The organism is Pseudomonas sp. REP124 (genome assembly GCF_020164475.1).
GTDB lineage: Bacteria > Pseudomonadota > Gammaproteobacteria > Pseudomonadales > Pseudomonadaceae > Aquipseudomonas.
Map to the genome: position 1 here is coordinate 1 of NZ_JAIQWX010000148.1, position 14,532 is coordinate 14,532.

Sequence of the window (14,532 nt, forward strand, 5' to 3'; positions counted from 1 at the left end):
AGCAAGCCCGCTCCCACATTGGATCTATGGTGAGCTCGGCATTTGTGTCGTCCCCGGTTCCCGTGAAGCGACGATGCAGGCAAGATGAAGCTCTGCAAGTCAGAACACAGGATGCTGATCGTGACCGAAGCTTTTATTGTCGTTCAAACCGCCGAGCAAGCCGTGGACCAGCTTGCGTATCTACATAATCGTGCAACCACCGCACTGAGCGGGGCGCTCAAGCGTTATCTCAAGGATCGCGTCGAGCCGGACGCCGAGCAGCGGGCGATGTTTCGTTATCCCGAGCTGCGCCTGACCTACCACTGCCAGGGCGAAGTCCCGCAGACCACCCGCGCGTATGCCAAGGTCCAGTTGCCGGGCACTTACAGCGTGACCGTCACCCATCCATCGGCTTTCCGTAAGTACCTGCTGGAACAGCTGGTGCCCTTGATGCACGACTTCACCGTGACCGTGGAAGTGGGCATCAGCCAGCAGAACATTCCTTATCCGTACGTGGTCGAGCAGGGCGATGAGCTGGCCGGCTCTGGCGTGACCGCCGCCGTGCTGGCGCGGGTGTTCCCGAGTACCGACCTGTCGGCGGCCACCGATGGCATTGCCGATGGTCTGTACGATTGGGAAAACACCGATCCGCTGCCACTGGCGCTGTTCGACGCAGCGCGTGTGGACTTTTCCCTGCGCCGGCTGGTGCACTACACCGGCAGCGACTGGCGCCATGTGCAGCCGTGGATTCTGCTGACCAACTACCACCGCTATGTCGATCAGTTCATCGTCCACGGCCTGGAACAGCTGCGCAGCGACCCGCGTTTCGTGCGCATGGTGTTGCCGGGCAACGTGATCATCGAAAAGAGCATGGATCACGGCGAAGCCTCGGCGATTGCCGCCGGCGTGGTCTGGCACCGCTACCAGATGCCGGCCTACCACCTGATCGCCAGCGACGGTCATGGGGTGACGCTGGTGAACATCGGCGTCGGCCCGTCCAACGCGAAGAACATCACCGACCACCTGGCGGTGCTGCGTCCGCACTGCTGGCTGATGATCGGACACTGCGGCGGCCTGCGCCAGTCGCAGACCATCGGCGATTACGTACTGGCCCACGCTTACATGCGCCGCGACGGGATTCTTGATCGTGTGGTGCCGCCGAACATTCCGATCCCGGCCCTGGCCGAGGTGCAGATGGCCTTGCAGCAGGCGGCGGCGAACATCACCGGCGAGAAGGGCGATGAGCTGAAGAAGCGCCTGCGCACCGGCACCGTGCTGACCTACGATGACCGTAACTGGGAACTGCGCTGGGCCCAGGAGCGACCGCTGATCAACCTGTCCCGAGCCGTGGCGGTGGACATGGAAAGCGGCACCATCGCCGCCCAGGGTTATCGCCTGCGAGTGCCTTATGGCACGTTGCTCTGCGTCTCCGACAAGCCTCTGCACAGTGAAATCAAACTGCCGGGTTCGGCCAACGCCTTCTATGAGCGAGCGGTCAGCCAGCACTTGAAGATCGGCATCGAGGCGGTGGACCTGTTGCGCACCGAGCTCAACTCGCTGCACTCGCGCAAGCTGCGCAGCTTCGACGAGCCGCCGTTCCGCTAACGATGGTCATTTGATGGTCGGGGCACTAGCATTGTCAGCCCTGACCGTCAGATGTTCTTTTTCCCATGTCCCGTCCTCAACGTCCCGTTTCCCGCCGCCCGGGCGCGAAACCCGCGTCACCGTCTTCAGCCCCGCGCCGTGTCGCCAAGGCGCCGCCAGCCGAGCCGAAGCTGATCCTGTTCAACAAACCGTTCGATGTGCTGACGCAATTCAGCGATGGCGAGGGGCGGGCGACGCTCAAGGATTTCATCGAGGTTCCGGGCATCTACCCGGCGGGGCGTCTGGATCGCGATAGCGAAGGGTTGCTGCTGCTGACCAACGACGGACAGCTTCAGGCGCGCATCGCCGACCCGAAGCACAAGCTGGCCAAGACCTATTGGGTGCAGGTGGAAGGCGAGCCGAGCGAAGAGCAGTTGCAGCGGCTGCGCGATGGCGTCGAATTGAACGATGGCATGACCTTGCCCGCGGAGGCGCGGCAGCTGGATGAGCCGCAGCTGTGGCCGCGCAACCCGCCGGTGCGTTTTCGCAAAAGCGTGCCGACGAGCTGGCTGGAACTGGTTATTCGAGAAGGGCGCAACCGACAGGTGCGACGCATGACGGCCGCGGTCGGCTTGCCGACGTTGCGGCTGGTGCGGGTCAGGATCGGTGACTGGACGATCGAAGGGCTCGATCAGGGCCAGTGGAAGGAAGTACCGGCGCGCTTATAGCGTGCCGGTTTCGATCAGGCCGATGACCACGCTCTTGATCACGAATGCCGCGACGCCCAGGCCCAGCACGAAGAACAGGATGAACGAGCCAAAGCGCCCGGCCTTGGATTTCTTCGCCAGATCCCAGACGATAAAACCCATGAAAATGATCAAAATGCTGACCAGTCCGGTCATCATCCACTCTTCGAATACTGCAGGATCCATCGGACAACTCCAGCGCGGGCGGGGCTAAAAAGACGGCGCGAGTATAAGTCACGCAGGGATCGCGCAGGATGGACCTGCGGCACTGTGCCGCAGTCATCTGTCGGGTTGCCTTGCCTGTAGGAGCGAGCATGCTCGCGATGGACTCAAAAACACCGCGGGGTGTCAGGCACCCAACGTTATCGTTGACGACCATCGCGAGCATGCTCGCTCCTACAGAGATTTATCTCAGTTACGCAGGTGGGTCAGTGGCAGCTCGGTGCTGTTGAGCACCTGGTTCAGCACAAAGCTGGAGCGCACGCTGGTCACGCCTTCGATACGGGTCAGATGCCCCAGCAGCAGCTTTTGATAATGGTCCATATCCGGCACCACCACCTTGAGCTGGTAGTCGGCATCCATTCCGGTGACCAGGCTGCATTCGAGCACCTGGGGCAGGGTGCGAATGGCCGCTTCGAAGTTCTCGAAGCGCTCGGGCGTGTGGCGGTCCATGCCGATCAGCACATAGGCGGTCAGGCTCAGACCCAGCATCTTGCGGTCGAGCAGGGCGACCTGGCGGGAGATGTAGCCGTCGTCCTCCAGTTGCTTGACCCGACGCGAGCAGGGGGAAGGGGATAGACCGATTCGTTCGGCCAGCTCCTGATTGGAAATGCGCGCGTCGCGCTGCAATTCAGCCAAAATGCTCAGGTCGTATCGGTCGAGTTTGCTCATCAAACAGTTCCTTGTTGTAACTATTGCGGCAGATTATCTATCCAGGGTTAAAAATTGCGCAAGTAATGTTTATTTGAGCAATCTTCGCAATCCTCTGCCGGTGCTCCGAGCCTATTCTTATCACCAGAATCACTGCTCGGACAAACAGTCCAGTGCGGCTCGCCCAAACAGGCCAGCTGCGGTCGCCACCCCCACAGGGGATGAGCCGGCCCCCGAGCTACACACTGTCCAGAAGACGGCGTGAGGTGAGCCGACGCCACAAGCGTCGAGCACGGACGAAGTTCTCAAGGGGAGGCCGACGGGTCTCCCCTTTTTCTTGCGCGCAATTTGAGCCGCGCCCTCAATAAATAAGTTGCGCGACTGATAACCTGTTGCAGAACCGGTCTGCGCTTTCCCAGTCTTATGTACAGGCCCCAACCCTCGATGAGGAACAGTATGAAGTCGCGCATCTGGCATTTGGCTGGAGTCGGGTTGTTATGTGTCAGTGTGACTGCGCAATCGCTGGCCGATGATCAGCAGGGTCATGGGCCAGATGGTGGGCAGCATGGCGACGGCGGCCATCAGGGCAACAATCAGGGCCATGGCGGCAACAATCAGCCGCGTCCGCAAAATGGCCAGCAGCAGAATGAGCCGCGTCCTCAAAACAATGGCCAGTACCAGAACAATGGCCAATATCAAAACCAGTACCACGGCCAGAATCAAAACAACGGCCAGTGGCAGAACCGTCAGCAGCCCAACTTCAACAATCCGGTGCGTTCGCCGCCGCCTCCACCGCAATTGCCGGCCAATGATCTGCCGATCCAGCCTCGTCCCGATGCCGTGCAACAAACTCAGCCGCCACGGCGTGGTTACTACCAGGACGAGCGTCCGCAGAACAATCCCAACCAGCGCTGGAATGGCTATATCGGCGCGCCATCCAATCCGCCTCGCGGGTCTTATCACGGCAACGGATGGGGCCCTGGGCCGCAGTACCGACCGGGCCATGTGATCGATCGCTTCCCCGACCGTGACTACCGCGTGCCTTACCGTGGCATGGATTACTACTATTCCGGCGGTTACTGGTATCGCCCGTTGGGCCCGCGGTATGTGGTGGTGGAGCCGCCTCGGGGGATTCGGGTCAGCTATTTGCCGGACTACGCCGAGCAGGTGGTGATCGGCGGCTCGATCCTGTTTCTCGCGGCCGGTTCCTACTACGCCTATCAGGAGAGCACCCAAGACTACGAGGTGGTCGAGCCACCGATGGGCACCGTGCAACCGCAACAACAGCCGCAACCGTCCAATGGCGGTTATGACGTGGAAGCCTATCCGGCGGCCGGCCAGTCCCAGGATCAGGTCAATCGCGATGGCTACGAGTGCTATCAGACTGCTGTGCAACAGAGCGGTTTCGATCCACGCACCGCGACCTATCAGCCTGATCCCTCCGTAGTTCAGACCTACCGTCAGGTTCAGGGCAGTTGCCTGAGCAGTCGCGGATATCAGGTCAGCTTCTGAGCCCTGGCGGCTTTCACCACCTCCTGCGGGTCGGCGTGCACCAGCACTTCGGCTCGCGGGTACGCCTTGTGAATGGCATCGGCGGCCTGATCGCTGATGCCGTGGGCCACCGACAACGTCAGCTCGCCGGGCAGTTCCAGGTGCAGTTGCACGAACCACTGGTTGCCGGAAATCCGCGTACGCAAGTCATGGGCGCCTAACACCCCCGGCACACTGCACGCCAGCTCCAGCATGTGCTGGCTGACGTCCGGCGGCAGCTCTTCATCCATCAACACCGCAAAGCTTTCCCGGGCGATCTGCACCGCGCTCCAGAGGATGTACGCGGCGATCCCCAGGCCAAACCAGGCGTCCACCTGATGCAGGCCGAAACTGGCGAGTACCAGCGCTACTAGAATGCTGCCGTTGAGCATCATGTCCGAGCGGTAGTGCAGGGAGTCGGCGCGCACCGCGTTGGACCCGGTGGCCTTGACCACCCTGTGCTGCAACGTCAGCAGCGCCAGGGTCAGGGCCAGCGAGAAGATGATCACCCCGATGCTGAGCCAAGGTGCCCCCACCGGTTCCGGATGCTTGATCCGGTCCAGTGCCTGCAACGCGATCAACACCGCACTGCCGCCGATGAACAACGCCTGCGCCATGCCGGCCAGGGACTCGGCCTTGCCGTGCCCATAACGATGATCGTCATCGGCCGGACGCAGGGCGTAATGCACCGCCAGCAGGTTGAGCAGCGAGGTCACGCCGTCGAGGGCCGAGTCGGTGAGGCCGGCGAGCATGCTCACCGATCCGCTTAGCCACCAGGCGATGGCTTTGGCGACGATCAGCGTGCACGCCACCGCCACCGAGGCACGGGTCGCCAGCCGCAGCAGGCGGGCGTGTTCGGAGCTGGAGATCATGAGTGCGCTTATTCCTTTACAGGCACCGATTACGCGGCAGGTTGCAGGCCGAACATGGCCAGTTGCTGGGTGCTGCCCTTGTGCTGGATCAGACGTGGGTCATCCAGCGGGAAGGTGCGGCCCAGTTCACGTTCCAGAATAGTCTGCAACTTGAGGTTATCGACCTTGCCGTCGGCGCCGATGGCGTCCTTGAGTTTTTCGGGATCGACCTGGGCGGTCTTGCCGGGCTCGAAGTAAATCGCGCCGGTGGCGAAGTCCACGGCAAACGCGATCAGGCCGGGAATGATGTAGAACAGCAGGCCCACGGCGTCGAGCACGGCGATGGCCGGGTCGATTTTGCCGTCGATCTGGCCACGGCGATCGGGATAGAAAATCGAGCCGCACGCCGTGACCTGGGTCAGCAGGGTCGCGACCAGCACACCGCCGATCAGGCGAAAGGGAATACGCATGTGAAATCTCCTTGGGTCTCTAAAAACGAAGCGTCGTCGATATGAATTAGGACCGCGACAAACGCTGGGCAGTTCGCCGTTATACTCGCGGCTCTGTTTGGGAGCCAGCATGATTTCTTTGCCGATCGATGAAGTTTTACCCGCCCTGCGTGAAGCCCTCGCGACACGCCACGAAGCCGTGCTCGAAGCGCCGCCCGGCGCCGGGAAAACCACCCGCGTGCCCCTGGCTCTGCTCGATGAAGCGTGGTTGGCCGGGCAGACCATCCTGATGCTCGAGCCGCGCCGCCTGGCTGCGCGGGCAGCGGCGGAGCGCCTGGCCAGCGAGCTGGGCGAGAAGGTCGGCGAAACCGTGGGTTATCGCATTCGGCTCGACAGCAAGGTCGGCCCCAATACCCGTATCGAAGTGGTGACCGAGGGCATCCTCACCCGGCGCTTGCAGGAAGACCCGACGCTGGAAGGTGTTGGCTTGTTGATCTTCGACGAATTCCACGAGCGAAGTCTCGATGCCGATCTGGCGCTGGCCCTGAGCCTCAATGGCCGTGAGCTGTTTCGCGATGATCAACCGCTGAAAATCCTGCTGATGTCGGCCACCCTCGAAGGTGATCGCCTGGCCGGTCTGCTCGACGACGCGCCGATCCTGCGCAGCGAAGGGCGCATGTTCCCGGTGGCGATGCGCTGGGGTCGGCCGTTCCAGGCCGGCGAATTCATCGAGCCGCGATTGGTGCAGACCATCCTCGAAGCTCTGAATGACGAAACCGGCAGCGTGTTGGTGTTTCTGCCGGGGCAGGCGGAAATCCGTCGTGTGCATCAGCAACTGGCCGACGCGCTGGGCGATGACCCGCAGGTGCTGCTGTGCCCGTTGCATGGTGAACTGGACCTGACTGCGCAACGGGCGGCGATCGATCCGGCGCCGGCGGGCAAACGCAAAGTGGTGCTGGCCACCAACATCGCCGAGACCAGCCTGACCATCGATGGCGTGCGCGTGGTGGTCGATGCCGGGCTGGCGCGGGTGCCGCGTTTCGATCCCGGCAGCGGCATGACCCGTCTCGACACTCAGCGGATTTCCAGAGCCAGCGCCACCCAGCGCGCGGGCCGGGCAGGGCGTCTTGAGCCGGGCGTGTGTTATCGACTGTGGTCGCAGGATCAGCATGAGCAACTGGCGGCCTATGGCAGTGCAGAGATTCTTTCGGCGGATCTTGCGGGGCTGGCCTTGCAGCTCGGTCGCTGGGGCGTGTCGCTCGGGCAATTGGTGTGGCTCGACGTGCCGCCCGCTGCGGCTTATGCACAGGCGCAGGATCTGCTCGAACGACTGGGGGCGCTGGAAGGCGAGGCGCTGACCCGTCATGGTCAGGCCATGGCGGAACTGCCGGCGCATCCGCGTATCGCGCATCTGCTGTTGCGCGGGCAGGCGCTGGGGCTGGCGGACATGGCTTGCAATGTCGCGGCGCTGCTCGGCGAGCGGGATATCCTGCGCGGTGCCGGCGCCGATCTGCACAGTCGTCTGGTGCTGTTGTCCGGCGAAGAACGGGCGGCTCGCGGCGCTCAGGGCGGGGTGCAGCGTGCCCGGCAACTGGCACGGCAGTATCGCGGGTATCTGCGTGGCAAAGCGTTGGAGCCGGTCAGCGATCCGGATCATCCGCGTTGGCTGGGTGCGTTGCTTGCGCTGGCCTATCCTGATCGGGTCGCCCAGCAGCGTCGTGCCGGCGGTGCCGAGTATCGATTGGCCAATGGGCGTGCCGCGTTGTTTGCCGAGGCCGACAGCCTGATGAAGCAACCTTGGCTGGTGATCGCTGATCTTGGCAGTCGTCAGGGGCAGCGCGAAGAAAGGATTTATCTGGCGACGGATTTCGATCCGTCATTGTTCGACACCGTGCTGGCCGAGCAGGTGCGCTGTGTTGATCAGCTGGATTGGGATGAGCGTGAAGGCGTGCTGCGTGCAGAGCGACAGCGCAAGGTCGGCGAGCTGATCCTCAGTCGCGAACCGTTGACCGGCCTCGACGAAGCGGCTCGCAGTCAGGCGCTGGTCAATTTGGTGCGGCGCAAAGGCCTGGAGTTGCTGCCATGGACCCCGGAGCTGCGCCAATGGCAGGCGCGAGTCGCTTTGTTGCGCGAGTTGGATCTGGCCGCCAAGGGCGACAGCGAATGGCCCGATGTCAGCGACACCGCGCTGATGAAAAACCTCGAACACTGGTTGATGCCGTACCTCGGTAAAGTCTCGCGACTCAGCCATTTCAGCAACCTCGACCTGTCGAGCATCGTCCACAACCAGCTGCCCTGGCCGCTGCCGCAACGCCTCGACGAGCAAGCCCCCCATCACCTGAGTGTGCCCTCGGGGTCCTCGATCCGACTCGACTACAGCGAACAGCCACCGATCCTCGCGGTGCGCCTGCAAGAACTGTTCGGCCTGGCCGAAACCCCGCGCATCGCCGGCGGCCGGCAAGTGGTCAAACTGCACCTGCTGTCCCCGGCACGACGTCCCGTGCAGGTGACCCAGGACTTGGCCAACTTCTGGCGCAGCACCTACGCCGAAGTGAAAAAAGACCTCAAGGGCAGATACCCCAAACACTATTGGCCCGATGACCCTCTGATAGCCGAAGCAACCGCTCGCGCCAAGCCGCGTAAATAACCACGTCTCCTGTAGGAGCGAGCACGCTCGCGATGAACGCAAAGGCACCGCGGGGCATCAGGTTTCCAGCGTTATCGTTGACGACCATCGCGAGCATGCTCGCTCCTACAGATGGCGATTGTGCAGGAATTACGTCAGGAAATAGATCTTTCCTACATTGCTCATTACGTACTGAGAGGAACGTTCACCTTTGCCTTTATGAACGGTACGCCTGAAGACAAATAGGGTTTTATGAATTCAGCTACCTTTTCCTTTTGCTTTCGTTTGCAAAATACATTGAGGCTCCAGTTGGTTTTACAATCCTCTCCCTCCAGAGTGATGCTGTATTTCAGGTCAACTACTTCTCGGTTGGTCGCGATGGCAAGTTGCGTTAGCTCCTCCCATTTAAAAGCATAGTGATGATACTGGGTGTGCATTTCCTGGTAGCTCTTGGAGTTAGCCATGGAAAGGTACATCAAGCCCATCCCGCCTGGACCTACCAACGCGCCAATCAAGAATGCTGGATCGATGCTTGCCATACCGATGAAAATGACCGCGGTGATGCCTGTGAACCATTTCAAAAATGGCAACATCCACTTTGGGAAGTCCTTCCATTTGCAATACTCCACTCCAGACTGTGTGAAGCGGTAGGCGAAATTCATTCGCTGATGGGTCATGCTTGAAACTATAGATATTAAAAAAATAAAATATCCTAAAATAATCAGTATTCTATAAAAATAATTTCCATCGATGCCTATTACCGAGTCTACAAAGCATGTGGCTAACGCAGCCAATACTGACATAAATGCAAACATGCAATTAGCCACAAAAGTATTATAGTTGCGCGCCCGAATAGTCCAGCCCAATAGCTCTGGCTCATTGGTGTACTTCCATTGAAGTTGCGGTGGTAAATCAAGTTTTTTGTTGGAGTTGAACATTTAAGGGCTCGTCCAATAGCTCAGTTGGGGATGGTTAGTTTCAGATTCTGAGTTTTCTGTTCTCTCAGAACGATGCCATCTTTCTCCGTTAATTCGCCGCTGAAGGCATTGTTTGCCCGATCCGCTTCGCTTGGGCTCCACTCAAGAGCTATTCGAAACATGTATCCGCGGCCATCAGCACGCTGAAGCACTCCGGGCGGATACTTGACCTCCAATTCAAGGACCGGGTTGTCTTTGGGGAAGTCGATCCACACTTGCCACAGACGATGCTGTTCTTTACCTGTGTAGATGTAGTCAGGCGGGTTGTCTTTGGTGCCGGGGCCGTCGGGTAACTGGCCTAGCAGATTCGGATCTATCCAGTAACCATTGAGGAACCTGTCGTAGAACTTGTCCTTGGTGCTTTGCAGTTCGTCGGCATAAAACAGATGTGTCTGAATCATCGCCGGTTGCAAGGTCACATCTTTGCCAGACAGTGCGTTCGGCACCTGGATTTGCAGCCAGAAACCCAGATTTTTTCTCGGCGTGCTTCCCCCACCTGAGGACAACGCTCTGCCGCCGACGCTGGGACGTTGCAGTGTTTCCAAGAGGGCTTGCATCTGCCTGAAGTGGCCTTCATCGCCATTCCATTCCGGGATTGATCCGCGCCCCCAATTGCAACGGTACAGCCACAGACGTAGTCCTTCGCGTTTGTAGCGGTTGGCGGTCATGCTGACCATCAAATAGGCGATGCCCAAGATCGCCAAAATGATGATCACCGGCTTGGACACCACCCAGGCAAAGCCGAACCAATAGCCAAGTCCTGCGCCAACCAGTTGGGTTGTGGCAACGAATGACATTCCGGACACCACAACAAACTTCCCTATGAGCAGCCCTTTTTCCTCCTCGCTCGTCGCAACATCAACTTCACGGGACAACTGCCAAGCCTCAAGCCCGCTCGCAACAGCACCCAGTGCCGCCCACGTCACGGTGCGCCAGATCAGGCCTTTCGAAATGGTCGCCATCTCGCTGGCCGCTGTTGCCCTGATACTCCCCTTGGAAGCAGCCTTGGCGTCATTTATCCATTCCGAGTACCCCGCCTGTGCAACCTTCAGGGTTTCAGGTCCCAGGTTAGCGGTCATCATTCCCGCCCGATTCCAAGCCGGCCCCACCCACAATGCCGCGACTGCATTCCCCGCATACGCCGCACTCGCACTCACATTGCGCCATTCATCTGCCGAGAACTTTCCATCGTTCTTCGCCTGTTTCGCCGTGTGATGCAGGTTCCAGGCGTTCAGGCCCACCAGCAACGCGGGCAAGGCATTGCCCAGGTTCTGGTTCATCCAGGCTTTGGTGCTGCGCAGGTGTTCCTGAGTGCCGAATGTTTTCAGCTGCTCGATCACTTCCGATTTCCCCAGATCGGAGAGCCAGCGGTTGATTTGTGGCAGGTCGATATGCAGGCGCGTGGGGCCTGAGGTTTGAGCAGAGATCTGGTTGGGGCGTTGCAGGAAGAGGTGTTTCAGGCGGTCTTCTTGGGCTCGCAGAAAGTGACGCGCTGCGCGTTGATCGTGAGGCACCGCGCGATGGCGTAAGGCGTTGTTGGAGGACGCTATCTTGTTCTGCACGGTGGCGATTTCCAGCAGCCAGGCCTGGTACTCGCGTTGGTAGTTCGGGTTGTAGACCAGCTGTGTGTCCATGGAGATTTCGGTGGAGATCAGCACTTGGGGTACGGCCAGGGTCAGCGCCAGTTGCTGTTTCATGGCCGGCAGCAGCATGACGCTCAAGCCGTGCCAGGCGTCTCTGGCCTTGTGGTTGGCGACGTCGAGGAGAGTGTTCATTGCCTGTTTGGCGGTGCTGCTCATGGCCTGGTAGAGCTTGCTGTCGCGCACGCTTTCCAGGTCCAGCACCGCCTTGATTTCATTGAAGCGGGTGCCGATGCTCGTGGCGTCGCCCGGGGATCTTGGGTTCAGCGTGGGGGAATGGCCATCGCCTTCGCGGCCCTGGTCGTCGAGTTTGCCGGTGGTGCTGAAGTTGTGGGTGACCTGCTTGATCAGCGCGGCGAGTTCCAGGTTGAAGTTGTACAGCGCGGTGCCGAACAGTTTGCTGGGCTGCGCGGCTTGCGCGAGTAGCCATTGCTGTCCGCGTTCGACGTTGCCCAAGGCGGTGTAAAGGGCGTGGGCGGTTTCCAGCAGTTGGCTGGCCTGATCTTCGTGGCCGGTGTCGTGAAAGACCGTTTCGGCACCTGGGTTCAACTGGTCGAGCCAGTCGATCAGGTCGTCGGCACTGCGCTGGATGTGCGCCTGTAGCAAGGTCGCTTCGACGGTGGTTTGGCTCAGGTAGGTTTGGACCTTGTCGAAGTGCACGTCTTCGCGCCAGAAGCGTTTGGCTTCCCATTCTTCAAGGGCTACCCGCCATTTTTGTTGATCCGGCAGATGGCCCCACTTGGCCTTGAACGCGCGTTCGCCGGCCGCCACCGTCGAGTTCGCCCCCATCCTCACCATTGCGCTGTACTCGGCCTCCACCAGCTCCGTTGATCGTTCGATTTCATCGTGGGTGCTGAGCAGCGTGTACAGGTCGTCGGTATACGCCTGGCGCTGGACCGGGTTCTGGATCGAAGAAGGGATGAAAGGCTCGGCATCAAAGCCGCACAGGTTCTGTACGGCCAACGCACTTTGCAATTGGTGTTGATGCAGGGCTTCGAACTGGCTCTGCTCCAGAAGCCGACCGACCAGATTCATGTTCAGGTCGTCGATCACTGCCAGCGGATCGTCCAGGGCGACGAAGAGGGCCGTGTCCTGCATCGGTACCCGGCCACGTACCAGCGCTTCTTCGAAGGCCGGCTTGAACGCTGCGTCCGGGTCGGCGGTTTCGGTGGGCAACAAGGTGCTGGTGAAGGTCGGGGCCTGCCCGCCATACACGAAAATGTCCGCGACGCATTTGCCCAGCTCGGTGATCGCCTCGCCGTGGGCGACTTTGCCGGTGAGGCAGTATGCCGGCAGGTCGACGCTGCGCATCCAGCGCGATTGTTCGGCGGCGTTGCTGCGCATCAGTTCGCACATCCGCCAGGTCCATTGCACCGGTGAGTAGGCGATGCGCAGTTGGGTTCGACGGGAATAGAGCAGGTACTGACGTGCCTGGCCGGGGTTGTGGCGGGTGTCCTGATTGAGTTCGCGCTCGGTCCATTCGTGTCGAATAAGCATCTCGCGTTCCACCTGATACTCATGGAAGGTTTCGTCGACGCTACTCCACACGTACAGCCAGCCATCCCGCAACTGGCGCAGGGTGTAACTGCGGGTCTTCAATGGCGGCAGGGAAGGGGCTGACCAGTTTTTTGGAAGCGGATTCGGGCCCTGGTTGCTGCCTTTTTGCGGTGACTCGTCCACGGCGTAACGAACGGGGAAAACGGCCACCTCCTGTTGCATCAACCCGCACTGGCCGGAGCCCACGGGCACATTTTGAAATCGCTGATTACGCCTGGCCTGTCTCAATTGGGATTCTGTTGCGTAGCTCATCACATGTCCTTGTGGCTTTCGGTGTCCAGACATTCGTCATCCATCCGCTGGATACGCAGTTCTGGTGCAAGTTGGAGGGCGTCGGGATTGTTGGCGAGCCATTGCTGGTAAGGTCCATCCGTATGCTGGGTAAACCCATCTCCCCAGCGCAGGCTGTATTCGATCCAGATGGCTTGACTGGACTCGCTCGACAGCCCCCAGGCCTCGGCTTCATCCAATCGTTGATCGAACCATTGGGCTCGAGTGTCATGGTCAATTTGCGCCAAAAGCAGCGGGTGGCTTTCCTGAAACCCAAGGTTCAGCCGTTCCATGAAGCGCCAACGGCCAGCGCGATTCAGTGCCATCAATTGCCCCTCACCCAACAGGGGATTGAACCCATCAGGCGCAGGCCCGGCGCGCAGAAAACTACGCCAAGCAGATTGGGGAGGGGGTTCCCAGGAGTGCCGGCCTTCGGGTGTATGCCACGCCTCGATCGGTCCAAGAATCCCGTCAAGGTGAGTGCCCTGATAGCTCTCCAACCAATGGTGCGCCACCAGCGGATCGGCAAAGCGCAACAGTCCACTTCCACCTAGCACGTCGGGCGGCGCGATAAAGCGCCGCAAATGATCGGCAACAACCTGCTGGGGAGCGCGACTGGATAACAGGCTGGCATCCGCCTGTTGGTACTCCTCGTCGATCAAAGTGGACGGCCCCAGGAGCGAAACCAATATCGGCCCCAGATCCTGCAGCTCACTCCACCGCGTACCGAGGTACAGCGGCACAATCTCCAGCGGCTCGCCACGTTGGTACAGACGGGCCAGCGCGTCGGGCCGCAATACACCATCAATCAACAAATAGTTGGCTTGGGAAACGTTGTTCACTGGGCGGTCTCCTTCAAGGCTCGCTCCCTGGCAGCACGCTCGCAGACTTCACAGCGCGGCGCCCCGAGCAACAACGCCTGCCGCTGTGCAGGCATCAGCAGATCACCGGCCTTATCCGCATCCGCCTCCTTCAATGGCCCTGGCAATAGCGGCGCCGCCCCCGTGCCGGTCCCCGGGCTCCCACCTGAGTTGAGGTAGATCATTGGCCCACTCACGGTCACGCCGCCGGCATCGATCTTGATGAAGCTGCCGCCCCCCACCAGCGTCATCTCCGAGCCAGCCTCGAGCACCAGCTTCATGCCGCTTTTCAGATGGATTTCCCGACCAGCCTCGACGAGCTGCCCGGTGCCGATCCTGACGTGCTGGTTGGCACCCACCGTCAGGTGATCATCGGCACGGGCCTCTGCTTTGCGGTCCGCATGAACCGTGCGGTGTTCCTCGGCCCCGAACTCGCTGTAGCTGTTCTGCTCGACGGTGTCGTGCCGCTCGTTGCCGACGCGAATCTTCTGGTCGCGTTCGATGTTCTCGTCCCAGTCGCGCTGGGCGTGCAGGAAGATCTGTTCCTGGCCTTTCTTGTCTTCGATGCGCAGTTCGTTGGAACCGCCACCGCC

Annotated in this window: 12 protein-coding genes; 4 read left to right on the top strand and 8 right to left on the bottom strand. The window is 60.4% G+C overall.

Annotated features, from left to right (window positions below; genetic code table 11):
• Window positions 1-84 precede the first annotated feature (84 nt).
• Both amn and K9857_RS25250 read left to right on the top strand, forming a co-directional pair.
• Window positions 85-1,584, top strand: a complete 1,500-nt coding sequence (amn, locus tag K9857_RS25245) for an AMP nucleosidase (RefSeq protein WP_224540457.1) — start codon at window positions 85-87, stop codon at window positions 1,582-1,584.
• Between the two features lie 65 nt (window positions 1,585-1,649).
• Window positions 1,650-2,291: a pseudouridine synthase gene (locus tag K9857_RS25250; protein WP_224540459.1), complete on the top strand. Its 642-nt coding sequence runs from the start codon at window positions 1,650-1,652 to the stop codon at window positions 2,289-2,291.
• On the opposite strand, the gene K9857_RS25255 is transcribed toward K9857_RS25250, so the two are convergent.
• Window positions 2,286-2,495, bottom strand: coding sequence for a DUF2788 domain-containing protein (locus K9857_RS25255; protein WP_046815823.1), 210 nt, complete (start codon window positions 2,493-2,495; stop codon window positions 2,286-2,288). The genes K9857_RS25250 and K9857_RS25255 overlap by 6 nt on opposite strands.
• Window positions 2,496-2,720: 225 nt before the next feature.
• Window positions 2,721-3,200, bottom strand: coding sequence for an Lrp/AsnC family transcriptional regulator (locus tag K9857_RS25260; protein WP_042934386.1), 480 nt, complete (start codon window positions 3,198-3,200; stop codon window positions 2,721-2,723).
• Window positions 3,201-3,635: 435 nt separating this feature from the next.
• Here K9857_RS25260 and K9857_RS25265 point away from each other — a divergent pair, with 435 nt between their 5' ends.
• The gene (locus K9857_RS25265) at window positions 3,636-4,691 is read left to right on the top strand and encodes a DUF6515 family protein (RefSeq protein ID WP_224540460.1); all 1,056 of its coding nucleotides are present in this window, start codon (window positions 3,636-3,638) and stop codon (window positions 4,689-4,691) included.
• Here the strand turns inward: K9857_RS25265 and K9857_RS25270 are convergent.
• Both K9857_RS25270 and K9857_RS25275 read right to left on the bottom strand, forming a co-directional pair.
• Window positions 4,676-5,581: a cation diffusion facilitator family transporter gene (locus K9857_RS25270; RefSeq protein ID WP_224540462.1), complete on the bottom strand. Its 906-nt coding sequence runs from the start codon at window positions 5,579-5,581 to the stop codon at window positions 4,676-4,678. The genes K9857_RS25265 and K9857_RS25270 overlap by 16 nt on opposite strands.
• Before the next feature lie 29 nt (window positions 5,582-5,610).
• Entirely contained in the window at window positions 5,611-6,030 is a 420-nt protein-coding gene (locus K9857_RS25275) for a polyribonucleotide nucleotidyltransferase (RefSeq protein ID WP_224540464.1), read from the bottom strand.
• Between the two features lie 109 nt (window positions 6,031-6,139).
• Here K9857_RS25275 and hrpB point away from each other — a divergent pair, with 109 nt between their 5' ends.
• Window positions 6,140-8,656, top strand: coding sequence for an ATP-dependent helicase HrpB (hrpB, locus tag K9857_RS25280; protein ID WP_224540466.1), 2,517 nt, complete (start codon window positions 6,140-6,142; stop codon window positions 8,654-8,656).
• Between the two features lie 164 nt (window positions 8,657-8,820).
• Here the strand turns inward: hrpB and K9857_RS25285 are convergent, their stop codons facing one another.
• The 4 genes from K9857_RS25285 to K9857_RS25300 form a co-directional block, all read right to left on the bottom strand.
• Entirely contained in the window at window positions 8,821-9,573 is a 753-nt protein-coding gene (locus K9857_RS25285; RefSeq protein ID WP_224540468.1) for a hypothetical protein, read from the bottom strand.
• 20 nt (window positions 9,574-9,593) lie between these two features.
• Window positions 9,594-12,971 (bottom strand): T6SS effector BTH_I2691 family protein, encoded by a 3,378-nt coding sequence (locus tag K9857_RS25290; RefSeq protein ID WP_224540470.1) that lies wholly within the window; start codon window positions 12,969-12,971, stop codon window positions 9,594-9,596.
• A gap of 89 nt (window positions 12,972-13,060) precedes the next feature.
• Window positions 13,061-13,921 carry a DUF4123 domain-containing protein gene (locus tag K9857_RS25295; RefSeq protein ID WP_224540472.1) on the bottom strand — a complete coding sequence of 287 codons (861 nt, stop codon included), beginning with the start codon at window positions 13,919-13,921 and terminating at the stop codon, window positions 13,061-13,063.
• A partial coding sequence (locus K9857_RS25300; protein ID WP_411961610.1) for a bacteriophage T4 gp5 trimerisation domain-containing protein occupies window positions 13,918-14,532 on the bottom strand: 615 nt, incomplete at its 5' end. The genes K9857_RS25295 and K9857_RS25300, both read right to left, overlap by 4 nt.

What these genes read in the sequence shown, in the direction of transcription:
- amn (WP_224540457.1), top strand. Translation starts at nt 85, where the DNA reads ATGAAGCTCTGCAAGTCAGAACACAGGATGCTGATCGTGACCGAAGCT.
- K9857_RS25250 (WP_224540459.1), top strand. Translation starts at nt 1,650, where the DNA reads ATGTCCCGTCCTCAACGTCCCGTTTCCCGCCGCCCGGGCGCGAAACCC.
- K9857_RS25255 (WP_046815823.1), bottom strand. Translation starts at nt 2,495, where the DNA reads ATGGATCCTGCAGTATTCGAAGAGTGGATGATGACCGGACTGGTCAGC.
- K9857_RS25260 (WP_042934386.1), bottom strand. Translation starts at nt 3,200, where the DNA reads ATGAGCAAACTCGACCGATACGACCTGAGCATTTTGGCTGAATTGCAG.
- K9857_RS25265 (WP_224540460.1), top strand. Translation starts at nt 3,636, where the DNA reads ATGAAGTCGCGCATCTGGCATTTGGCTGGAGTCGGGTTGTTATGTGTC.
- K9857_RS25270 (WP_224540462.1), bottom strand. Translation starts at nt 5,581, where the DNA reads ATGATCTCCAGCTCCGAACACGCCCGCCTGCTGCGGCTGGCGACCCGT.
- K9857_RS25275 (WP_224540464.1), bottom strand. Translation starts at nt 6,030, where the DNA reads ATGCGTATTCCCTTTCGCCTGATCGGCGGTGTGCTGGTCGCGACCCTG.
- hrpB (WP_224540466.1), top strand. Translation starts at nt 6,140, where the DNA reads ATGATTTCTTTGCCGATCGATGAAGTTTTACCCGCCCTGCGTGAAGCC.
- K9857_RS25285 (WP_224540468.1), bottom strand. Translation starts at nt 9,573, where the DNA reads ATGTTCAACTCCAACAAAAAACTTGATTTACCACCGCAACTTCAATGG.
- K9857_RS25290 (WP_224540470.1), bottom strand. Translation starts at nt 12,971, where the DNA reads ATGCAACAGGAGGTGGCCGTTTTCCCCGTTCGTTACGCCGTGGACGAG.